The sequence below is a fragment of the Candidatus Electronema sp. PJ genome (assembly GCF_048287395.1).
Lineage (GTDB): Bacteria > Desulfobacterota > Desulfobulbia > Desulfobulbales > Desulfobulbaceae > Electronema.
In genome coordinates this window covers 1-15,115 of the sequence record NZ_JBLWEO010000034.1, presented here as the reverse complement: position 1 = coordinate 15,115, position 15,115 = coordinate 1, and the positions used below count along the sequence as shown (strand labels likewise).

16 protein-coding genes are annotated in these 15,115 nt (G+C 50.9%); 4 read left to right on the top strand and 12 right to left on the bottom strand.

What is annotated here, in order from left to right; all coding sequences use genetic code 11:
• Positions 1–12: 12 nt before the first annotated feature.
• Complete coding sequence (locus ACNKIB_RS05350) at positions 13–2,250, top strand: thrombospondin type 3 repeat-containing protein (protein ID WP_417909518.1); 2,238 nt, start codon at positions 13–15, stop codon at positions 2,248–2,250.
• A gap of 48 nt (positions 2,251–2,298) precedes the next feature.
• Here the strand turns inward: ACNKIB_RS05350 and ACNKIB_RS05345 are convergent, their stop codons facing one another.
• From ACNKIB_RS05345 to ACNKIB_RS05305, 9 genes are all read right to left on the bottom strand, one after another.
• Positions 2,299–2,562: a hypothetical protein gene (locus ACNKIB_RS05345; protein WP_417909517.1), complete on the bottom strand. Its 264-nt coding sequence runs from the start codon at positions 2,560–2,562 to the stop codon at positions 2,299–2,301.
• Positions 2,563–2,663: 101 nt separating this feature from the next.
• Complete coding sequence (locus ACNKIB_RS05340) at positions 2,664–2,801, bottom strand: thrombospondin type 3 repeat-containing protein (protein WP_417909516.1); 138 nt, start codon at positions 2,799–2,801, stop codon at positions 2,664–2,666.
• An 11-nt stretch (positions 2,802–2,812) separates the two neighbouring features.
• Entirely contained in the window at positions 2,813–3,919 is a 1,107-nt protein-coding gene (locus tag ACNKIB_RS05335; protein WP_417909515.1) for a choice-of-anchor Q domain-containing protein, read from the bottom strand.
• Between the two features lie 20 nt (positions 3,920–3,939).
• On the bottom strand, positions 3,940–5,427 hold the full coding sequence (gene gltX, locus ACNKIB_RS05330) for a glutamate--tRNA ligase (protein ID WP_417909514.1): 1,488 nt from the start codon (positions 5,425–5,427) through the stop codon (positions 3,940–3,942).
• An 84-nt stretch (positions 5,428–5,511) separates the two neighbouring features.
• Entirely contained in the window at positions 5,512–5,910 is a 399-nt protein-coding gene (locus ACNKIB_RS05325; protein ID WP_417909513.1) for a PIN domain-containing protein, read from the bottom strand.
• A complete protein-coding gene (locus ACNKIB_RS05320; RefSeq protein WP_417909512.1) occupies positions 5,907–6,146 on the bottom strand; it encodes an AbrB/MazE/SpoVT family DNA-binding domain-containing protein in 240 nt (79 codons plus the stop codon). The genes ACNKIB_RS05325 and ACNKIB_RS05320 overlap by 4 nt, the downstream gene beginning before the upstream one ends.
• A gap of 6 nt (positions 6,147–6,152) precedes the next feature.
• Entirely contained in the window at positions 6,153–6,647 is a 495-nt protein-coding gene (locus ACNKIB_RS05315) for a Uma2 family endonuclease (protein WP_417909511.1), read from the bottom strand.
• Positions 6,648–6,680: 33 nt separating this feature from the next.
• Positions 6,681–6,995 (bottom strand): hypothetical protein, encoded by a 315-nt coding sequence (locus tag ACNKIB_RS05310; RefSeq protein ID WP_417909510.1) that lies wholly within the window; start codon positions 6,993–6,995, stop codon positions 6,681–6,683.
• Positions 6,996–7,548: 553 nt separating this feature from the next.
• Complete coding sequence (locus ACNKIB_RS05305) at positions 7,549–9,018, bottom strand: right-handed parallel beta-helix repeat-containing protein (protein WP_417909509.1); 1,470 nt, start codon at positions 9,016–9,018, stop codon at positions 7,549–7,551.
• 332 nt (positions 9,019–9,350) lie between these two features.
• On the opposite strand from ACNKIB_RS05305, the gene serA reads away from it, so the two are divergent.
• From serA to ACNKIB_RS05290, 3 genes are all read left to right on the top strand, one after another.
• Positions 9,351–10,949, top strand: a complete 1,599-nt coding sequence (gene serA / locus ACNKIB_RS05300; RefSeq protein WP_417909508.1) for a phosphoglycerate dehydrogenase — start codon at positions 9,351–9,353, stop codon at positions 10,947–10,949.
• An 11-nt stretch (positions 10,950–10,960) separates the two neighbouring features.
• The gene (locus ACNKIB_RS05295; protein ID WP_417909507.1) at positions 10,961–11,284 is read left to right on the top strand and encodes a DUF1844 domain-containing protein; all 324 of its coding nucleotides are present in this window, start codon (positions 10,961–10,963) and stop codon (positions 11,282–11,284) included.
• A gap of 761 nt (positions 11,285–12,045) precedes the next feature.
• Complete coding sequence (locus tag ACNKIB_RS05290) at positions 12,046–13,080, top strand: hypothetical protein (protein WP_417909506.1); 1,035 nt, start codon at positions 12,046–12,048, stop codon at positions 13,078–13,080.
• A 107-nt stretch (positions 13,081–13,187) separates the two neighbouring features.
• Here ACNKIB_RS05290 and ACNKIB_RS05285 read toward each other — a convergent pair whose 3' ends face one another.
• The 3 genes from ACNKIB_RS05285 to ACNKIB_RS05275 form a co-directional block, all read right to left on the bottom strand.
• Entirely contained in the window at positions 13,188–14,132 is a 945-nt protein-coding gene (locus tag ACNKIB_RS05285) for a DUF1566 domain-containing protein (RefSeq protein WP_417909505.1), read from the bottom strand.
• Positions 14,133–14,344: 212 nt separating this feature from the next.
• Positions 14,345–14,782, bottom strand: coding sequence for an Hsp20/alpha crystallin family protein (locus ACNKIB_RS05280; protein ID WP_417909504.1), 438 nt, complete (start codon positions 14,780–14,782; stop codon positions 14,345–14,347).
• 197 nt (positions 14,783–14,979) lie between these two features.
• Positions 14,980–15,115: transposase (locus ACNKIB_RS05275; protein ID WP_417908837.1), on the bottom strand; the 136-nt coding region annotated here is incomplete at its 5' end.

Sequence of the window (15,115 nt, the reverse complement as noted above, 5' to 3'; positions counted from 1 at the left end):
GGATGAAAGACCATGAAAAAGCAATTATGGCTGTACGCAGCCCTGCTAATAAACCTGAATAGCGATTTAGCCCATGCCAAACCGCAGGACAAGCAAACTCCAGATGATGATAGCGGGGCAGTTTACAATGACAGCAAAAAAGGCATAGGTGTACTTCCTGCCGCTGCCCTTGCTATCAGCACTTGTGCCGAGCTACAGGGTATCAACAACGATTTGTCCGGCGAGTATTATCTTGCCAACAACGTCAACTGCGCTGGCTTTGATGCTGGTGACGGCAACGGCTTCCTGCCCATCGGTAATGAGGCCACCCCGTTTGTTGGCACGTTCGACGGCCAAGAGTTCAGCATCAGCAATGTATTGATCAACCGACCTACAATGGATTATGTCGGTGTGTTCGGTCGTGCCGGAGCCGTTGACGGCAGTGACGAGGCGATCATCTCCCGTGTCACTGTCAAAAGATTCAACATCACTGGCCGTCAATTTGTCGGAGGTCTGGTTGGTCAACTCAGTTACAGCAGTGCCGAGAATGTTCACAGCCAAGGAGTCGTCACAGGCGAGGCTGGACTAGGTGGGCTGGTCGGTAGTAACCTCTACAGCATCATTACCAACGCTACTTCCTCCGGTTCAGTGAACGGGGATCACACTGGCACCGACCCAAACAAGATCGCTTACGGTGGCTTGGTTGGCAGCAACGATGGTGGCCACATTTCCTGCTCTAGCTCCAACGTGAATGTGCTTGGCGATTACAAACTAGGTGGGCTGGCAGGGGAAAATGTCGGTGGTACCATCAGCCAATCCTTTGCCAACGGCACGGTGGATGGTTTTTCCGAGGTCGGCGGCTTGGCCGGGGAAAACATCAGCGGCACTATCGCAAATTGCTTCGCTACCGGCGCGGTCACTGGCGAAGACGAGGTTGCTGGTCTGGTTGGCTTGCAGGATGCAGATGGAGTTAACCCAATGATCAGAAACTCTTATGCGACTGGGAAGCCTACAGGTGTTAGCAATACAGGTGGCCTGCTTGGCCTAATGATTAAGGGTGCTTGTGCAGATAACTATTATGATATGACCACTTCCGGGGTTGCTACTGATGGTTGCGGTGCTGGAGGCCGAACAACTGCGCAGATGCAGATGCAAAACACTTATCCTGGCTGGGACTTTAATAACACCTGGCAGATGAACGGCTATCCTGACCTGCGATGCGCTCCAACACCACCTCCACCAATCCTGGACACTGACAACGACGGCATTTATGATGATGAGGACAATTGCCCGTTGGATGCCAATACTGATCAGGCAGATCTGGACAAAGACGGCTTGGGTGATGTCTGTGATAACGACGATGACAACGACACGATCCTTGATCCTGCCGATAACTGCCCGATTACCCCTAATCCTGACCAGGCTGATTTAGACAAAGACGGCTTTGGTAATGTCTGCGATGACGATGATGATAACGACAAGGTACTTGATCCTTCTGACAACTGCCCGCTTATCGCTAATCCTGACCAGGCTGATTTAGACAAAGACGGCTTGGGTGATGTTTGCGATGACGATGATGACAATGACAAGGTACTTGATCCTGTTGACAACTGCCCGCTTATCGCCAACCCTGACCAGGCTGATTTAGACAAAGACGGCCTGGGCGATAGCTGCGATGATGATGTTGATGGCGACGGCATTGTGAATGGGCAGGATAACTGCCAGCTTATTGCCAATCCCGATCAGAAGGATTCAGATGCTGATGGTACGGGTGATGCCTGTGATACCCCAGAATCTCTTGCTGTTCAGACAACCGGCTTAATCGTCACCAGGAATGCGCAGGCCAACGATGATCTTGCCCAATTCAAGATGAGCAGTATGCAGGATCTCGGTGCAGCAGCAAAAGCTGCGGCGGCTACAGCAAAGGCCAACAAGACCCCGCTTGCGCTGACCATTCAATTCGGAGCTACAGGGGCAACGCCGATCTACAGCTATACGGCCATTGCTGCTGACTTGGCGAGTGTGGCAGGGAATAGGTTACTTTTCCACAGTGCCGATAAAAAGGTGCAGATAACCTGCCCATTCAGTGCTGCCCGCTGTGTAGTTAACATCAGAAAGACCGATCTAGACAATGCGCAGCTTGACGCATTGCTGACAGGTGAATTGACCGTGAGCTTACAGGTTGGCGTAAGCACCTACAGCAACACCGGCACCTGGAAGCAGTTTAATAGCGGCAATGGCAAAGTGACCACCTACAGAAAGAACAAATAAGCTGTTCTTCTGAGCGGACGCAGAAGTTGAACCTCCTGCGTCCGTAGTTTATGAAGGCGGTTCTGTCAGGAGGATAATGCAGCTTTGACAGTCCCGACTCAGGCGGTCAAGGATCAGGTCATCAAAGATGAATCTCCGTGACAACACCTTCAGCACCATCGGGATATTCTCCTGCTTGGCAGCCGACTCAGGCACTTGAATCAGATCTCCCGGCAATGGAACAGGCTGCCATGTTGGTACTTTCAAGGCAAAGGCATTCTTCTTCAGCTCGCCGCCAATGGACACATCAACAATAGTTAGATAGGTCTCCATTTTCCTCACTCCTTGGCTTTATTGGTTCATATACTCTGCTGCCAGTTCTTCTTTTGGCCGCACTGCCACCTATCGAACAAGTCTAGCAGTACCTATCGTTTCTACAGAAGCAACTTGTAAATGGACGGCATGTTCACCTGGTCATCATGCGGGTCACAGGTATCGCCGATGCCATCTTGGTCCTTGTCCTTCTGATCAGCGTTGGCAACTATCGGGCAATTGTCTTGGCTGTTAACCAATCCGTCGCCGTCTAAATCATCGTCGCAAAGATCACCCGTTCCATCGCTGTCCGTGTCCTTTTGGTCAGAGTTAGCAATGAGCGGGCAGCATCGGCCAATCCGTCGCTGTCGCTGTCCGTGTTGCTGGGATTATATTCGACTGCCCCGGCATCGCAACCTAAACCAACTGGCCTGGGATGTCCTTGCTGATCTGTGGTGAGATTGGTACTGCATGTCATGTCCGCATCAATCGCCGGGCTGCCTGCAACCAAGGCATGGACACCGTTAGCAGCCAATGGGCTGAGAATGCTGGCCAGCGCAGTCGGCTTAGTACCGTCGCTGGTGGCGGTGATATCTTTACTGCCCGGTGTGAAGCCATAGAAAGCATCCTCATTGCTTTTATCGCTGTGCCCAAACACGTTATGACTGTCAGCGATGATCGTGCCTTCCCAGATAAGGATTTCCCGTCCGAAGTTGCCGCTGACAATAGAACTGCGCAGAATGGCAATGCCGCCGCCTGACACGTAAATTCCACCGCCTCCGCTGCCAACACCTTCGCACCCGGCTATCATACACACGGCGGATGGTTTGCTTTCACTGATTGTGGTATTGCTTACAGTGAGACTCCCCATGTTGGTATGAATTCCATCTGCTGCATTTCCGCTGACAGTAGAGTTATTCACACTGAGTTGACCCTCGTTATAAATACCACCGCCAGATGAAATGATGCCATTACTCCCGCAATAACAGGCTGCTCTGCCGCCGGTAATGACAGCTTTGTTCAGGGTCAGTACTCCGCTGATGGCTATGCGCAGCACAGCCCCTGATGAATTTCCTTTGAACAGTGCAGGTGCCAAGGAGTTCCCATCAATTTTATGCCCGCCGCCCTCAATAATGACTGTGCTGGTTATCTCCGGTAATGCGGCAGCAAGGGTGATATCCATCTCCAAGATGATAGCGTCTGCCCCGGATCCAGCTGCACAACCGCCCGCCGCCGTGTCGGTATTAGCTGCGGTGATGGCATCGGCCAAGGAACAGACTCCTCCTGCATCCACAGTGATAGTGGCTGCTTGCGCTGCTCCTGCCGATAGCGCAGGCAGAGTAAACAACAAAAGCAGATGTATCTTGAACGATGCCATTATCTACAGGTGGTTGAGTATTACTGATTCTCGTACAGATGCTCAATATTCCGCATCCGTGCAATCACTCTGTCCTTGCTCAATGCAAGCAGAACGTCAAACATCCCCGGCCCGGCAAGCTGGCCGGTGAGCACGGTGCGCATAGCGTTGATCAGCACCCCCGGCTTGATGTCCAGCTCGGTGGCCAAGGCGCGGGAAGCCTCCTCGGTACTTTCCTTGGTGAATTCAGGCAGGGCGGCGAAACGCTCTGCCAGCATTGGCAACCACGTCTTCAGCTCAGAGTATTTGAGGATGTTCTTCTTGAGCGGGGCTTCCTCTATTGCATAATCCTCAGCGAAATACGCCCGGCCCAAGGTAGCAAAGTCGCAGACCGTGTGGAAGCGGTCGCGGATGAGATTGAGCGTCTCCAAGAACCAAGCTCGCTTCTCGCCCTCGTAGGCATCGTCCCACAGCCCCTGCTTGATAAAGTCCTGCTTGACTAAGGCAGCCAGCTCCTCAATTGGCATGGTGCGGAGATACTGCTCGTTAATGGAGATCAGCTTCGGATCAGTGAAGAACTTAGGATCATCCTTCTGGTAATTGAAGACCGAGTTGACCTTGCCGATGCGCTCCAGCGTGAAGGCTGCAATCAGCTCCTCGCGGCTGAAGATCTCCTGATCTGTGCCGGGATTCCAACCAAGCAGAGCCAGGAAGTTGCACAAAGCCCAGGGCAATACTCCCTTCTCGCGGTAGAACTGCACCGAGACCACTTCCCCATGACTGCGCTTAGATATCTTGCGCTTCTGCAAGTCAAGCGTGAGTGGCATGTGGGCAAAGACTGGTAGCGGCGCACCCAAAGCCTCATAGAGCAGCACCTGACGCGTGGTATTGCTGGTATGATCTTGGCCGCGCAGAATGTGGGTGATGCGGTCGCGGATATCATCCACTACATTGCAAAGCAGGTAGAGCGGCTTGCCGTTGGAGCGAACAATCACAAAGTCCTCAATGTCGCTGTAGGCCCGCTCAATGGTGCCGAGTACCTTGTCCTCATAGGCAACCTTGCCCTCGCGCTTGGGCACCTTGAAGCGGATGGCTGCCGGGATGCCCTGTGCTTCCTTCTCCGCCACTTGCGCCGGGGTCAGGTCGCGGCAGGTGCCCTCATAGCCGACCTCATCCTGCTTGGCGGCCATTGCTGCCTCGCGCTTGCGCTCCAGCTCCTCTTTGGTACAGAAGCACTTGTAGGCATGACCCGCAGCCAGTAGCTGCTCTGCGGCCTGGCGGTGCGCATCAGCGAATTCAGTCTGGAAATACGGCCCCTCGTCCCAGTCCAGCTCCAGCCATTGTAGGCCGTCAATGATGCCGTCTATTGAGGTCTGAGTGCTGCGCTCCTCGTCAGTATCTTCTATCCGCAGCACCAGCTTGCCGTTATTCTTCTTGGCCCAAAGCCAGTTGAGCAGCGCGGTACGCGCACTGCCAATATGTAAATAGCCTGTAGGGCTGGGTGGAAAGCGGACGCGGACTTCAGTCATGGTGATATTCCTTTATTGCTCAGGTTGAAAATGGTGTTGATATGTGTGTGACAGGAGAATCTCGATAGTGCTTTATCTCTCCTTTTAACGAACAAGCTCAAACAGCGCAAAGCGGGCTGCTTTCCTGTCAAAGGTCATGACGGATTCACAGCCCTGCGCTTTGGCGGCATGAGCAATCAGCAGATCAGAAAGATCGTATTTGCTCTGTTGCGCGGCTTGGATGAAATGATGCAGAGCTGGCCGATGCTCAAAGTTCAGCACCGGCATCAAGAGCAGCTCCCGCAGCGCATCTACTATCTCATGCCTCGGTATTGCATAGACTGATTCCAGCACCCAGATCAGTTCCAAGATGACCAGCAAAGGAACAAAGAGTTCGCTCCGGTCTGCTTCTGCTGTCTTGAAGAGGTCGTAAACCTTCTTTGTCTGCGTCTCGTCATCGCCAACCAGAAAACGAACAAGGATGTTTGTGTCAATGCCTGTCACTTGAAGCGTTCCTTGACGTGCTTTCTCACCGCCTCATCCATCTCTGCTAAGGTTGCCGCTTGCCTGCCCGGCTTATGCAGTTTGCAGAACACCTCATCAACCTTTTTTGCGACAGGTCTGATCACCGCCTCTTGGTTCTCGTTGAGAACGATTTCAAGTTTGTCGCCAGGACGCAGCTTCATTGCGTCTCTGATGTGTTTTGGGATGGTCATTTGCCCTTTGGCAGACAGCAGCATTTGATTTCACCGTATCGTTGCAGGAAATTCGGGAAGCAGCAAAGAGCAGGCCAGTTCCTTATCAGGAGAGAAGAAACGGAACTGGCCTTTTTGGTCGCATATCCAGAACTCTTCCGCACCGTTCTCGCAGTACAGTTTTCTCTTACCCAGCATCTCTTCTTCGGTGTTGGCTGAAGACATCACTTCGATGCAGATCTCAGGGGCGACAGAGCATTCCGCCTCATCTTTGATCAGTTCAAGCCGCTGCGAGGAAGCCCAGGCAACATCAGCCACCTTTGTTCCTTGCTGGGTGCGGACTGCGCATTCAACCAGCACCTCGCCGTCTTCTATATGGCTATACAGCAGGCCGGTGATCTTCCCTTGAAACAAGGAATGGTAAACCTTGACTGGTGTCATCAGAAGTTGCCCCTGCTGATTGGATTCTATCTTAAATGGCAAGTCGTGCAGGCAGCTATTGTTGCATATCTCCTGCCACGTTGCAGCTTGATTCAAATTCATCATAATGGTTCACCTGCTGTCAGTTATTACATCAACTTACCGCGTCAGCACTAAACCAGACTCTCTGAGGATATCCATGCTCTTCAAGATGCTTCTTCGATCAACAAGCTGGTCGGAAAGGAACTTGTGGACAATGCTGGCTAGCAGGGTTTGACAAGGCAGCCCTTCTGCTGCGGCCCTGCGCTTCAGCAGCTCAAGGTCATTGCCCTTGAGGCGCAGACTGATGCTCCGCTTCTCGTTTGCCTTATCAATAATGCCCTCAATCAGCTGTCTCTTGGCCTCAGTGACAGGTCGAAGCTGCTCCATGTTGTTTTCCAATTGCTGCTCGTCAGCATCCAGCTTGTGTTTCATTGGGTTCGCCTCATGTATTGTTTATGGAGCTTGCGGCTTGGAAAGGCTGTCTTGAGAACAATGTTTGTCTGTTCATCAATGACAAAGGGAACTGCATGAACGTATCCGTTCAGCAGCAGAACAAATATCTGCTGATTTGGCCTTGAAGGATGCTCCAAAATGGCAAGGTATTCTTTCTTCAGAATCAGATCGGCAATTTGATCAAAAGAGATGTTCCGTTCCAGCCGCAGCTTTTGGTCCTTCCCTTCATCCCAGAGTATCATAGCACATGCAAGTTGGATGCCGCCATTCCCGCCCCCTCATTCCTTATTCCCTCTCCGCTGCACCAGTGATTCGCAGCCCGCAGGCACCCTCTTTCGGAGACACTAGGGTCACTCTTTGGGAGTGACTAGGCTAACTCCACTGGAGTCACTAGGCTGACTCAGGTGGAGTCATTAGAGTGACTCAGGTGGAGACACTAGGGTCACTCCACTATAGTCACCCTGGTCACTCGGAGGGAGTCAGCCTAGTGTCTCTTGGGGGAGATACCGTAGTGTCTCTTTGGCTTGCCTGGTTATTCAAGGTTGCCTCTCCGCTGCACCCGTGCTTCGCAGCCTGGCTCAATAAACCATGCTCCCTTGGCGTTGTCCCGAAGATCATTGTCCTCAAAGATGCCGTTCCCGCTTTCACGTCCCCAAATACCCACAACGTTTTGAAATATGCGGTTCTGGCGCAAGGTTGGTTTTCCACCTGTCTCTATCATTACACCGGCAAAGCCATTGGTAAATATCTCGTTGTCCTCAAGAGTCCCTTGGCCATTCTCATAGACACCAATACCGCATGACTTCCCATCATAGATGCGATTGCGGCGCAGGCGCGGGTCTGCACCGCTGTGGATTAGCACACATGCCCAACCTTGGCTTGAGATGTCACAATCTTCTAGATCAAGTCTTCCTTGAGAGATATCAACAGCAAAATACTTGCCGCCTACAGCTTGACGCAGAGTCAGGTTGGCAAGTCTTCCCATGTTGGCTTTAAACAGAACAGTAGCCTTGCCGGAAGCCTCAATGACAATATCGTTCCGTTCTCCAGTACCTATGATCTCTACAGGCTTATCAATCACAATGCCTTCTTTGTACAAGCCGGGCCGAACAAGGATGCGTGTACCTGGTTTGACGGCTTTGAGTGCCTCGGTAATCGTCACATAGTCGCCACGATGCATGGCATCCACAAACACGGTTGGTGGCTCGGTCTTTGCTACAGGCTCAAGCGGCAGCTTATTCTCTTTCAGTTGCTCTTTCAGTAGCTGTGCTTCTTGGAGTAACTGCTTAAATGTCTCTACCGGCACCCCATAGTTAATCTGCGTGCCTATAGCTCCTTTGCCCTGCGCAACGCTCTGAGTGCCGCCATCACTCTGGAACGTATTACTATGACTAACTCTGCCCGCACTCTCCTTTTCAGTCTGCTTGCTGGCCAGTATTTCCTTTACTGCATCTGCTGGCCGTGCCGCAGTGGAGCTGGAGGACTTATCCTCGCTTCGCTCCAATGCCGCTGCAATCTGCTCTGCTAGCTTCGCAAAGGTTCTGCGTACCTGCGGCGTGGTGAATGGCTCAAAGCGCAGCTCGCGCCAGTCCGCATACTGTCGGGCGGCGATAATCTGCGCCAGCTTGTCGTGTTCCCGCTTTGCTTTGTCACTCAGAACAGGGCAGTTGACGTAATAGACCGGCAGAATCAAATCACCGCGTTGCAGCTCCTCTTCTCGCTTCAGGAACCGCTTCAGCTCTTCCCGGCAGGCATTGCTTTTGAAAAAGGCAGGCGTGATAATCGGCAGAAGAAAGGTGGTTGCATCAAGCGAGTGGTTAATGCGCTCCTGCCATTGCTGTCCCCAAGCAATATCTTTGCGGTCTTGAAATATTTCAAACGCCTCGCCGGTCTGCATCCGCACCGCCCGACTCAAATGCTCGCGGAACTGCGTGATTAGACCATTCTCATGCTGGTCATCCAGATTCACATAGCTCATGAAGGCTTTTGGTACACGGCTCATCTCGCTTTTCTCTCCTGTAACAATCCTGCTGGTGTCATTTGAGCGGCACGGGCAAACTCGACAGTGCTTGTGAGTGAAACTGGATCGTGCTTGTGACTTTAACTCACAAGCACTTGTGAGTCTGACTCATAAACGCTTATGAGCCTGACTGATAAGCACGATCGAGTTTGGCCCGGCGAAACGGCGGCGCGGCTCCTTGCCCTGAAAAGCCCAAGCCCTCATTTTTGCTGTTGTCGATAGGCCTGAATCCCGTTATAGTGCTTGCTTTGTGAGGAAAAATCAACACATTTATAATGTCCGAGTATAAAGAAGAATACTACAAGGGGAAAACCATGAAAGTACTCATCAGCGATAATCTTTCCGCCATTGGAGAAAAGATCCTCAGGGATGCTGGGCTGGAAGTGGATGTGAAGACCGGCTTACCACCAGAGGAACTGAAGGCGATCATTGGCGATTACGACGGCCTAGTGATTCGCAGTGCGACTAAGGTACGGCGGGATATCATTGAGGCAGGCACCAAGCTGAAAGTAGTTGGTCGGGCAGGTATTGGCTTGGACAACGTGGATGTACCAGCAGCGAGCGAGAAAGGCATTGTCGTGATGAATGCACCTGACGGCAATGCCGTTACTGCCGCTGAACATGCGATTGCCATGATGATGTCGCTCGCCCGTAACATTCCCCAAGCCACTGCTTCGATGAAGGCAGGCAAGTGGGAAAAGAAGAGCTTTATGGGCCGGGAAGTCACGGGCAAGACCTTGGGTATAGTTGGCATTGGCCGCATTGGTTCCATTGTTGCTAATCGTGCTCAGGGCTTGCACATGAAGGTTATCGCCTTTGATCCCTTTATGCCGCAAGAGCTGGTGGAGAAGATCGGTGTAGAGCGGGTTGATCTGCTGGAGTTAGCCAGACGCGCTGACTTCATCTCTGTGCATACCCCACTCACCAAGGACAACCGGCACATGCTGTCCACAGAGTTCTTTGCTGCCATGAAGAAGGAGGCGATGTTCATTGACTGCGCCCGTGGTGGTGTAGCGGATGAAGAAGCCCTGTACGCAGCTCTGAAGGAAGGCCGGATTGCTGGCGCAGCCTTAGACGTATTCGAGAAGGAACCAACCACTATCGAGACCACACCGCTGCTCAGTCTGAACAACTTCATCTGCACCCCGCATCTTGGTGCCTCTACTTCTGAGGCCCAGGAGAATGTTGCTATTGCTATTGCCGAGCAGATTGCAGACTATCTGACTAAAGGCGCAGTGCGTAACGCAGTTAATGTGCCGTCAGTTAGCGATGAAGTGCTGGCCAAGATTGGGCCATACATCACCCTGGGCGAGATGCTGGGTTCTCTGCACATGCAGATATGTAAGGGCGGAGTCCAAGAAGTACAGCTGGAGTACAGTGGTGATGTGGCCGATCAGAATGTTGGCCCGATCACCGTGGCCTTCCTCAAGGGCCTGTTCACGCCTATCCTGCAAGATGCAGTCAACTTTGTCAATGCCCCGCTGATTGCTAAAGAACGCGGCATCCGGGTAATTGAGTCGAAGACGAGCAGGAGTTCCGATTTCCTGAGCCTAGTACGGATTACCGTTAAGACCACCGAAGGAGCAAACCTGCTCGCAGGCACGGTCTTTGGGACGAAGGAGCCACGCTTAGTGCGCTTGAACTCCTTCCGTTTAGAGGCCTTGCCCGCAGGCCCCATGGTGTTGGCGTATAACAAAGATGTGCCCGGGGTAATCGGGGCGATTGGCACCACCATCGGAGCCGCAGGCGTGAATATCGCCCGCATGACTGTAGGCCGTGAGGAAACCTCAAAGCAGAATGTCATCCTCTTTAATACCGATCAGCCAGTAAGCAAAGAGCTACTGGCCAAGGTGCAGGAATTGCCGCAAGTGGATAAAGCAATGGCCCTGATGTTGCCTTCCTATACCTTCTAAATCGTACTGCCATGACAACCGAGCAGAAGAACGAAAAAGGCTGCCCGGAGGGTGGGATGAAGAACCGGCAAGGAGACTGCGTAATGCCAACGGTCTCGTTTACCTCCTTCATCCTGTCTCTAAACACTACTGCCCTGTTTCATCTGGGGGACATCCCGCATCCTGAAACTGGGCAGAAGGTGTTTGACCTTGAGCTAGCTCGCCATGCCATCGACACCTTGGCTATGCTAGAGGAGAAGACTAAGGGCAACCTGGACAACGAGGAGCAAGACTTGATCAGTCGGGTAGTGTATGAGCTGAAGATGCGGTTTATCAAGGCGAAGAGTGGGAGATAATGCAAGATACTGTCTTGGCTCTAGACTGACAAAACGGTATTTACCCAGCCGTAAACCCTCCTCCCACCTCCCTCAAAAACATACCGAATAGTATCCCAAATACATACCAGTATGTTCCACCAATACATACTGGTATGTTCCGATAAAACCATCTAGGATGTATTACCCAAACATGCTAGCATGTTTTTAAAATACATCCTAGCATGTTTCAGCAGTACCATCTAGCATGTTTCGGAAAACATGCTAGCATATATCGGCAATACATGCTGGATAGTATTTCCAATACATGCCAGCATGTATTTTGCCGCTCTCCTCCTTTGCTGCCGGGTCGCAGCAGTCTTCAGGCATCACACCTATTTTGTTGACAAAGCGCAGGCTATCAGGGTGCGTTCCATGCACCTTTTCTGATGCGGGGGCCGCATAGTACACTACTGTAACGAGAGTCTGGAAAGGCTGTGCCAGATAAAATGCTACATTCTATTTAGATAGGATGATAATGATGCTTAGAATACAACATAACTGTATTGGGAATGACTCCTATTACTTTACATATTAAATTAATTAATATTTTATATTGACATAATCAAAGAAAAGGTGTTACATGACAACGCTAGATATTACATTTGATCTGAAATAAATAAATATCAATTTTTAGTAATTTTGATATCTATAATTAATATATCATCTGTCTTGAATATTAATGATACAGACGAGTCCGGGCGATTCCCGAACACCATGTTTCACCATAGGAGAGAAGCAAAATGAATAAGAGACTTGTAGCAACATTTGTACTAGAGCTGCTGATGGTTGGCGTTGCCAGTGTATCTCAGGCGACTGATCTTACTGCTAACGTAACCGTTGATGATGCGTTTGAGATGTACGTCAGCACCGATGATTGTCAGCTCGGTACACCTGTTTGCAGCAGTGTAGCATGGCAGACTGCTACTCCCTGCACAAGCACGCTCACACCTGGTGTCAAGAATTATATCCATGTCGTGGGTAGGGATCTATACACTGTCATTGCTGGTTTTCTTGGCGATTTCACACTGTCGAATGCTGACTTTACGTTTAGCAATGGCTTGCAGTCATTGCTGACTAACGAAACCGCTGGCTGGGACGTCTACACGGATAACCTTTGTGGCACTAAAGGTGTGCTAACAAATCAAGGTGCTAATGGTGTAGACCCGTGGGGTGATATCGCCTTGATTGACCCTGCAGCCAGCTGGATATGGACTGACGGAGGTGACTACAGCGAGGCACCGCGCTATTTCTCAGCTACTATTACCCCAACTGATGACGACGTAGTAGAATCTGTTCCTATGACTGGCATCATCACAACCAGAAATGGGGAATTGGGAAATGATCAAGCACAGTTTAAGCTGAAAGAGATGGCTAGTGTCCAGGCTGCGGCAACAGAGGCTATAGCCAATGGTATTAACATGACCTTAAAGTTGGGAAGCGGGAAGGAGTGCGATAATCCAATCGTCCTGCTTGATGTACCCAGCAGTGATCTGAAGTTAACCTATCTTAACCTGCGCTATACGGTAGGAAACCTAGATGTGTTACGATGTGTCCACAATTCCGGTGACTGTGTGATCAATATCAAGAAGGAAGAACTCAAGAGCCTCATCAGCACTGATGGAAAGACCCTTGATGATCTGTTGACTGGACAGATGACTGTCTGTCTGAAGGTCGGCGAAACGACATACTCCAATGGTGGCGTATGGACACAGTATGACAGCGGTAGTGGCAGTTGGACGAAGTACAGAAAAGATGTTCCTGCGGATATGAATTAACCGTAAATCCGTAGGCAGTATGATGTGACAAGCATCCCGGATGGAATTAATCCATTCGGGATGCTTTATTTGATGCGGCTGTCAGGGAAAGATGACAGATGTTGCGCTTAGGCCTTACGACATAGACGACCAAAGCCGCCAGGAATGGTACCAGAGGCCCAGTAAGCACGTCCGTGTTTGAAATCAACAAACCATTGGCCACCTGGTTTTCGGATGGCATCAACAAAGATGAACGGCTGATCAGCAGAGAAAGCTGGATGTACATGCTGCCCCTTGCCATTCATTTCTAGCTGCATTAGAGAAAGGGCTTCGGCTAAGGTTGGCACACGCCAATCAGAGTAACCAGCAAAGCCTTCCTGATTCAGCTCCTCAATTGCCTTGCGCAGCATCCGATGACTCATGATGTCCAAGCCACCTCGTTGCCACATTAGGCCGGTGACTTTATCGGTCACTGTCAGGCCATCACCGTTATCGACCAAGTAAGTACGGAAGTGCCGCCCTTCCGGGTTACGTTCATGATCAAGCAAACCAAGATCTTTGATCAGCTTGTCCGCTTCCTCTTCGGTTAGCTCCGCTTGCGTGTCTGGCAGCGTGACCTGCTGTAAATCAGCGGGCAGCGGTTCATCTAGTCCAGGTAAACCCGCAGGGCCTAATCGGTCGCTACGGTCCACACTCTTAACCGGTACCACCTTAGCGTTATCTTTGCTCTCCATCACATTTTCAATCAGCCACTGCTTCAGTTCCTCATCAATGGCGATAGTACGCTCAAAATGAGCCACCTTGCCTTGCTTTTCCACGCAGCGGCGCAGTAACTCCGGCGGAGCAAGTATTTCAGCTACCACGCTGGCGTATTTAATACCCCGTTCCATTAGGCAGAGCTTTGGCTCCTTGCCCCAAGCATCGATGAAAAAGTAATAGATCCGTTCTTTACTGCTGCGGACACGTTCCTTGCCGCCCCAGCTCTCAAAGGTACCGAAGGTGTATTCGGGAGTCATCTCCCAGTCCACTACAGTAGGGTTGCCGGTCAGATGCAAAGCGTCAAAAAGTCCCATAGGGTCTCCTTTGGGTTGGATGAACACAGGTATATCTCACAGGTACAGAGCTAATTATAGCCGGATGCGGAGATATTTACCAGCAGCGGGACGCAAGAAGGAAGAAATTGAGATGGTGCGTCTGGTCTAAAAAAAGACATCCCCGGACAGTATCACTCATCCTCCTGTCCGGGGTGGAACTGCTCCTAACTAGCCGGAGCATCTCCGGTTGGTTAGCTCACCTTCACCTCAATCTGCTTTGGCTTGGCCTTTTCCAGCTTCGGGATGGTCAAGCTGAGAATGCCGTTTTTATAGGCGGCTTCTACTCTCTCAATATCTACATCCTGCGGCAGGGTGAAGCTGCGGACAAAAGAACCATAGGAGCATTCGATCCGATGGCGTTTTTCATCCTTGGTTTCAACTTTTTTCTCGCCTTTGATAGTCAGCACGCCGTTGTTGATATGCACGTTCACATCATCTTTCTCAACACCAGGCAGCTCTGTTCTGACTACAAAACTTTGGTCATTCTCGACAATATCCACAGTCGGCATCCAGTCTCCAGCTTCCATTGCTTTACTGTCACCAACTTCCGCCGGTTTTCTTGCCGTTCTGCTATATCTGTCTAGCAGTGCTTCCATCTCCCGGAACGGATCCCATACTGACAGGTTCATAGTACCCTCCTTGCGATATTTGCTATTACAGAGATAATGAAGTTTTTCTCTTCTCCTGTACTGCTACCCACAAGATAAGCACTGCTTGCTTTCTGTCAAGGCTTTTCATCCCGACGGATATTCATCCTGCTATACTATCTCTACCAACTGCGTAACCTCTAGGAGCATTCATACATGTAAATGCTCATGGCAACAACCTATCTCAAAAAACGGAGCAGAATAATTGAACAGGCGAGCAGTAAAAAAGCCAAGAAATTGTCAGCATGTCGGTCATATCGAACAACCAGCCGCCTGAAGTTTTGAAGCCAGGCGAAAAGCCGTTCAACTTTCCAG

What these genes read in the sequence shown, in the direction of transcription:
- ACNKIB_RS05345 (WP_417909517.1), bottom strand. Translation starts at nt 2,562, where the DNA reads ATGGAGACCTATCTAACTATTGTTGATGTGTCCATTGGCGGCGAGCTG.
- gltX (WP_417909514.1), bottom strand. Translation starts at nt 5,427, where the DNA reads ATGACTGAAGTCCGCGTCCGCTTTCCACCCAGCCCTACAGGCTATTTA.
- ACNKIB_RS05295 (WP_417909507.1), top strand. Translation starts at nt 10,961, where the DNA reads ATGACAACCGAGCAGAAGAACGAAAAAGGCTGCCCGGAGGGTGGGATG.
- ACNKIB_RS05315 (WP_417909511.1), bottom strand. Translation starts at nt 6,647, where the DNA reads ATGATGAATTTGAATCAAGCTGCAACGTGGCAGGAGATATGCAACAAT.
- ACNKIB_RS05290 (WP_417909506.1), top strand. Translation starts at nt 12,046, where the DNA reads ATGAATAAGAGACTTGTAGCAACATTTGTACTAGAGCTGCTGATGGTT.
- ACNKIB_RS05335 (WP_417909515.1), bottom strand. Translation starts at nt 3,919, where the DNA reads ATGGCATCGTTCAAGATACATCTGCTTTTGTTGTTTACTCTGCCTGCG.
- ACNKIB_RS05350 (WP_417909518.1), top strand. Translation starts at nt 13, where the DNA reads ATGAAAAAGCAATTATGGCTGTACGCAGCCCTGCTAATAAACCTGAAT.
- ACNKIB_RS05280 (WP_417909504.1), bottom strand. Translation starts at nt 14,782, where the DNA reads ATGAACCTGTCAGTATGGGATCCGTTCCGGGAGATGGAAGCACTGCTA.
- ACNKIB_RS05310 (WP_417909510.1), bottom strand. Translation starts at nt 6,995, where the DNA reads ATGAAACACAAGCTGGATGCTGACGAGCAGCAATTGGAAAACAACATG.
- ACNKIB_RS05320 (WP_417909512.1), bottom strand. Translation starts at nt 6,146, where the DNA reads ATGCTGCTGTCTGCCAAAGGGCAAATGACCATCCCAAAACACATCAGA.
- ACNKIB_RS05285 (WP_417909505.1), bottom strand. Translation starts at nt 14,132, where the DNA reads ATGGGACTTTTTGACGCTTTGCATCTGACCGGCAACCCTACTGTAGTG.
- serA (WP_417909508.1), top strand. Translation starts at nt 9,351, where the DNA reads ATGAAAGTACTCATCAGCGATAATCTTTCCGCCATTGGAGAAAAGATC.
- ACNKIB_RS05305 (WP_417909509.1), bottom strand. Translation starts at nt 9,018, where the DNA reads ATGAGCCGTGTACCAAAAGCCTTCATGAGCTATGTGAATCTGGATGAC.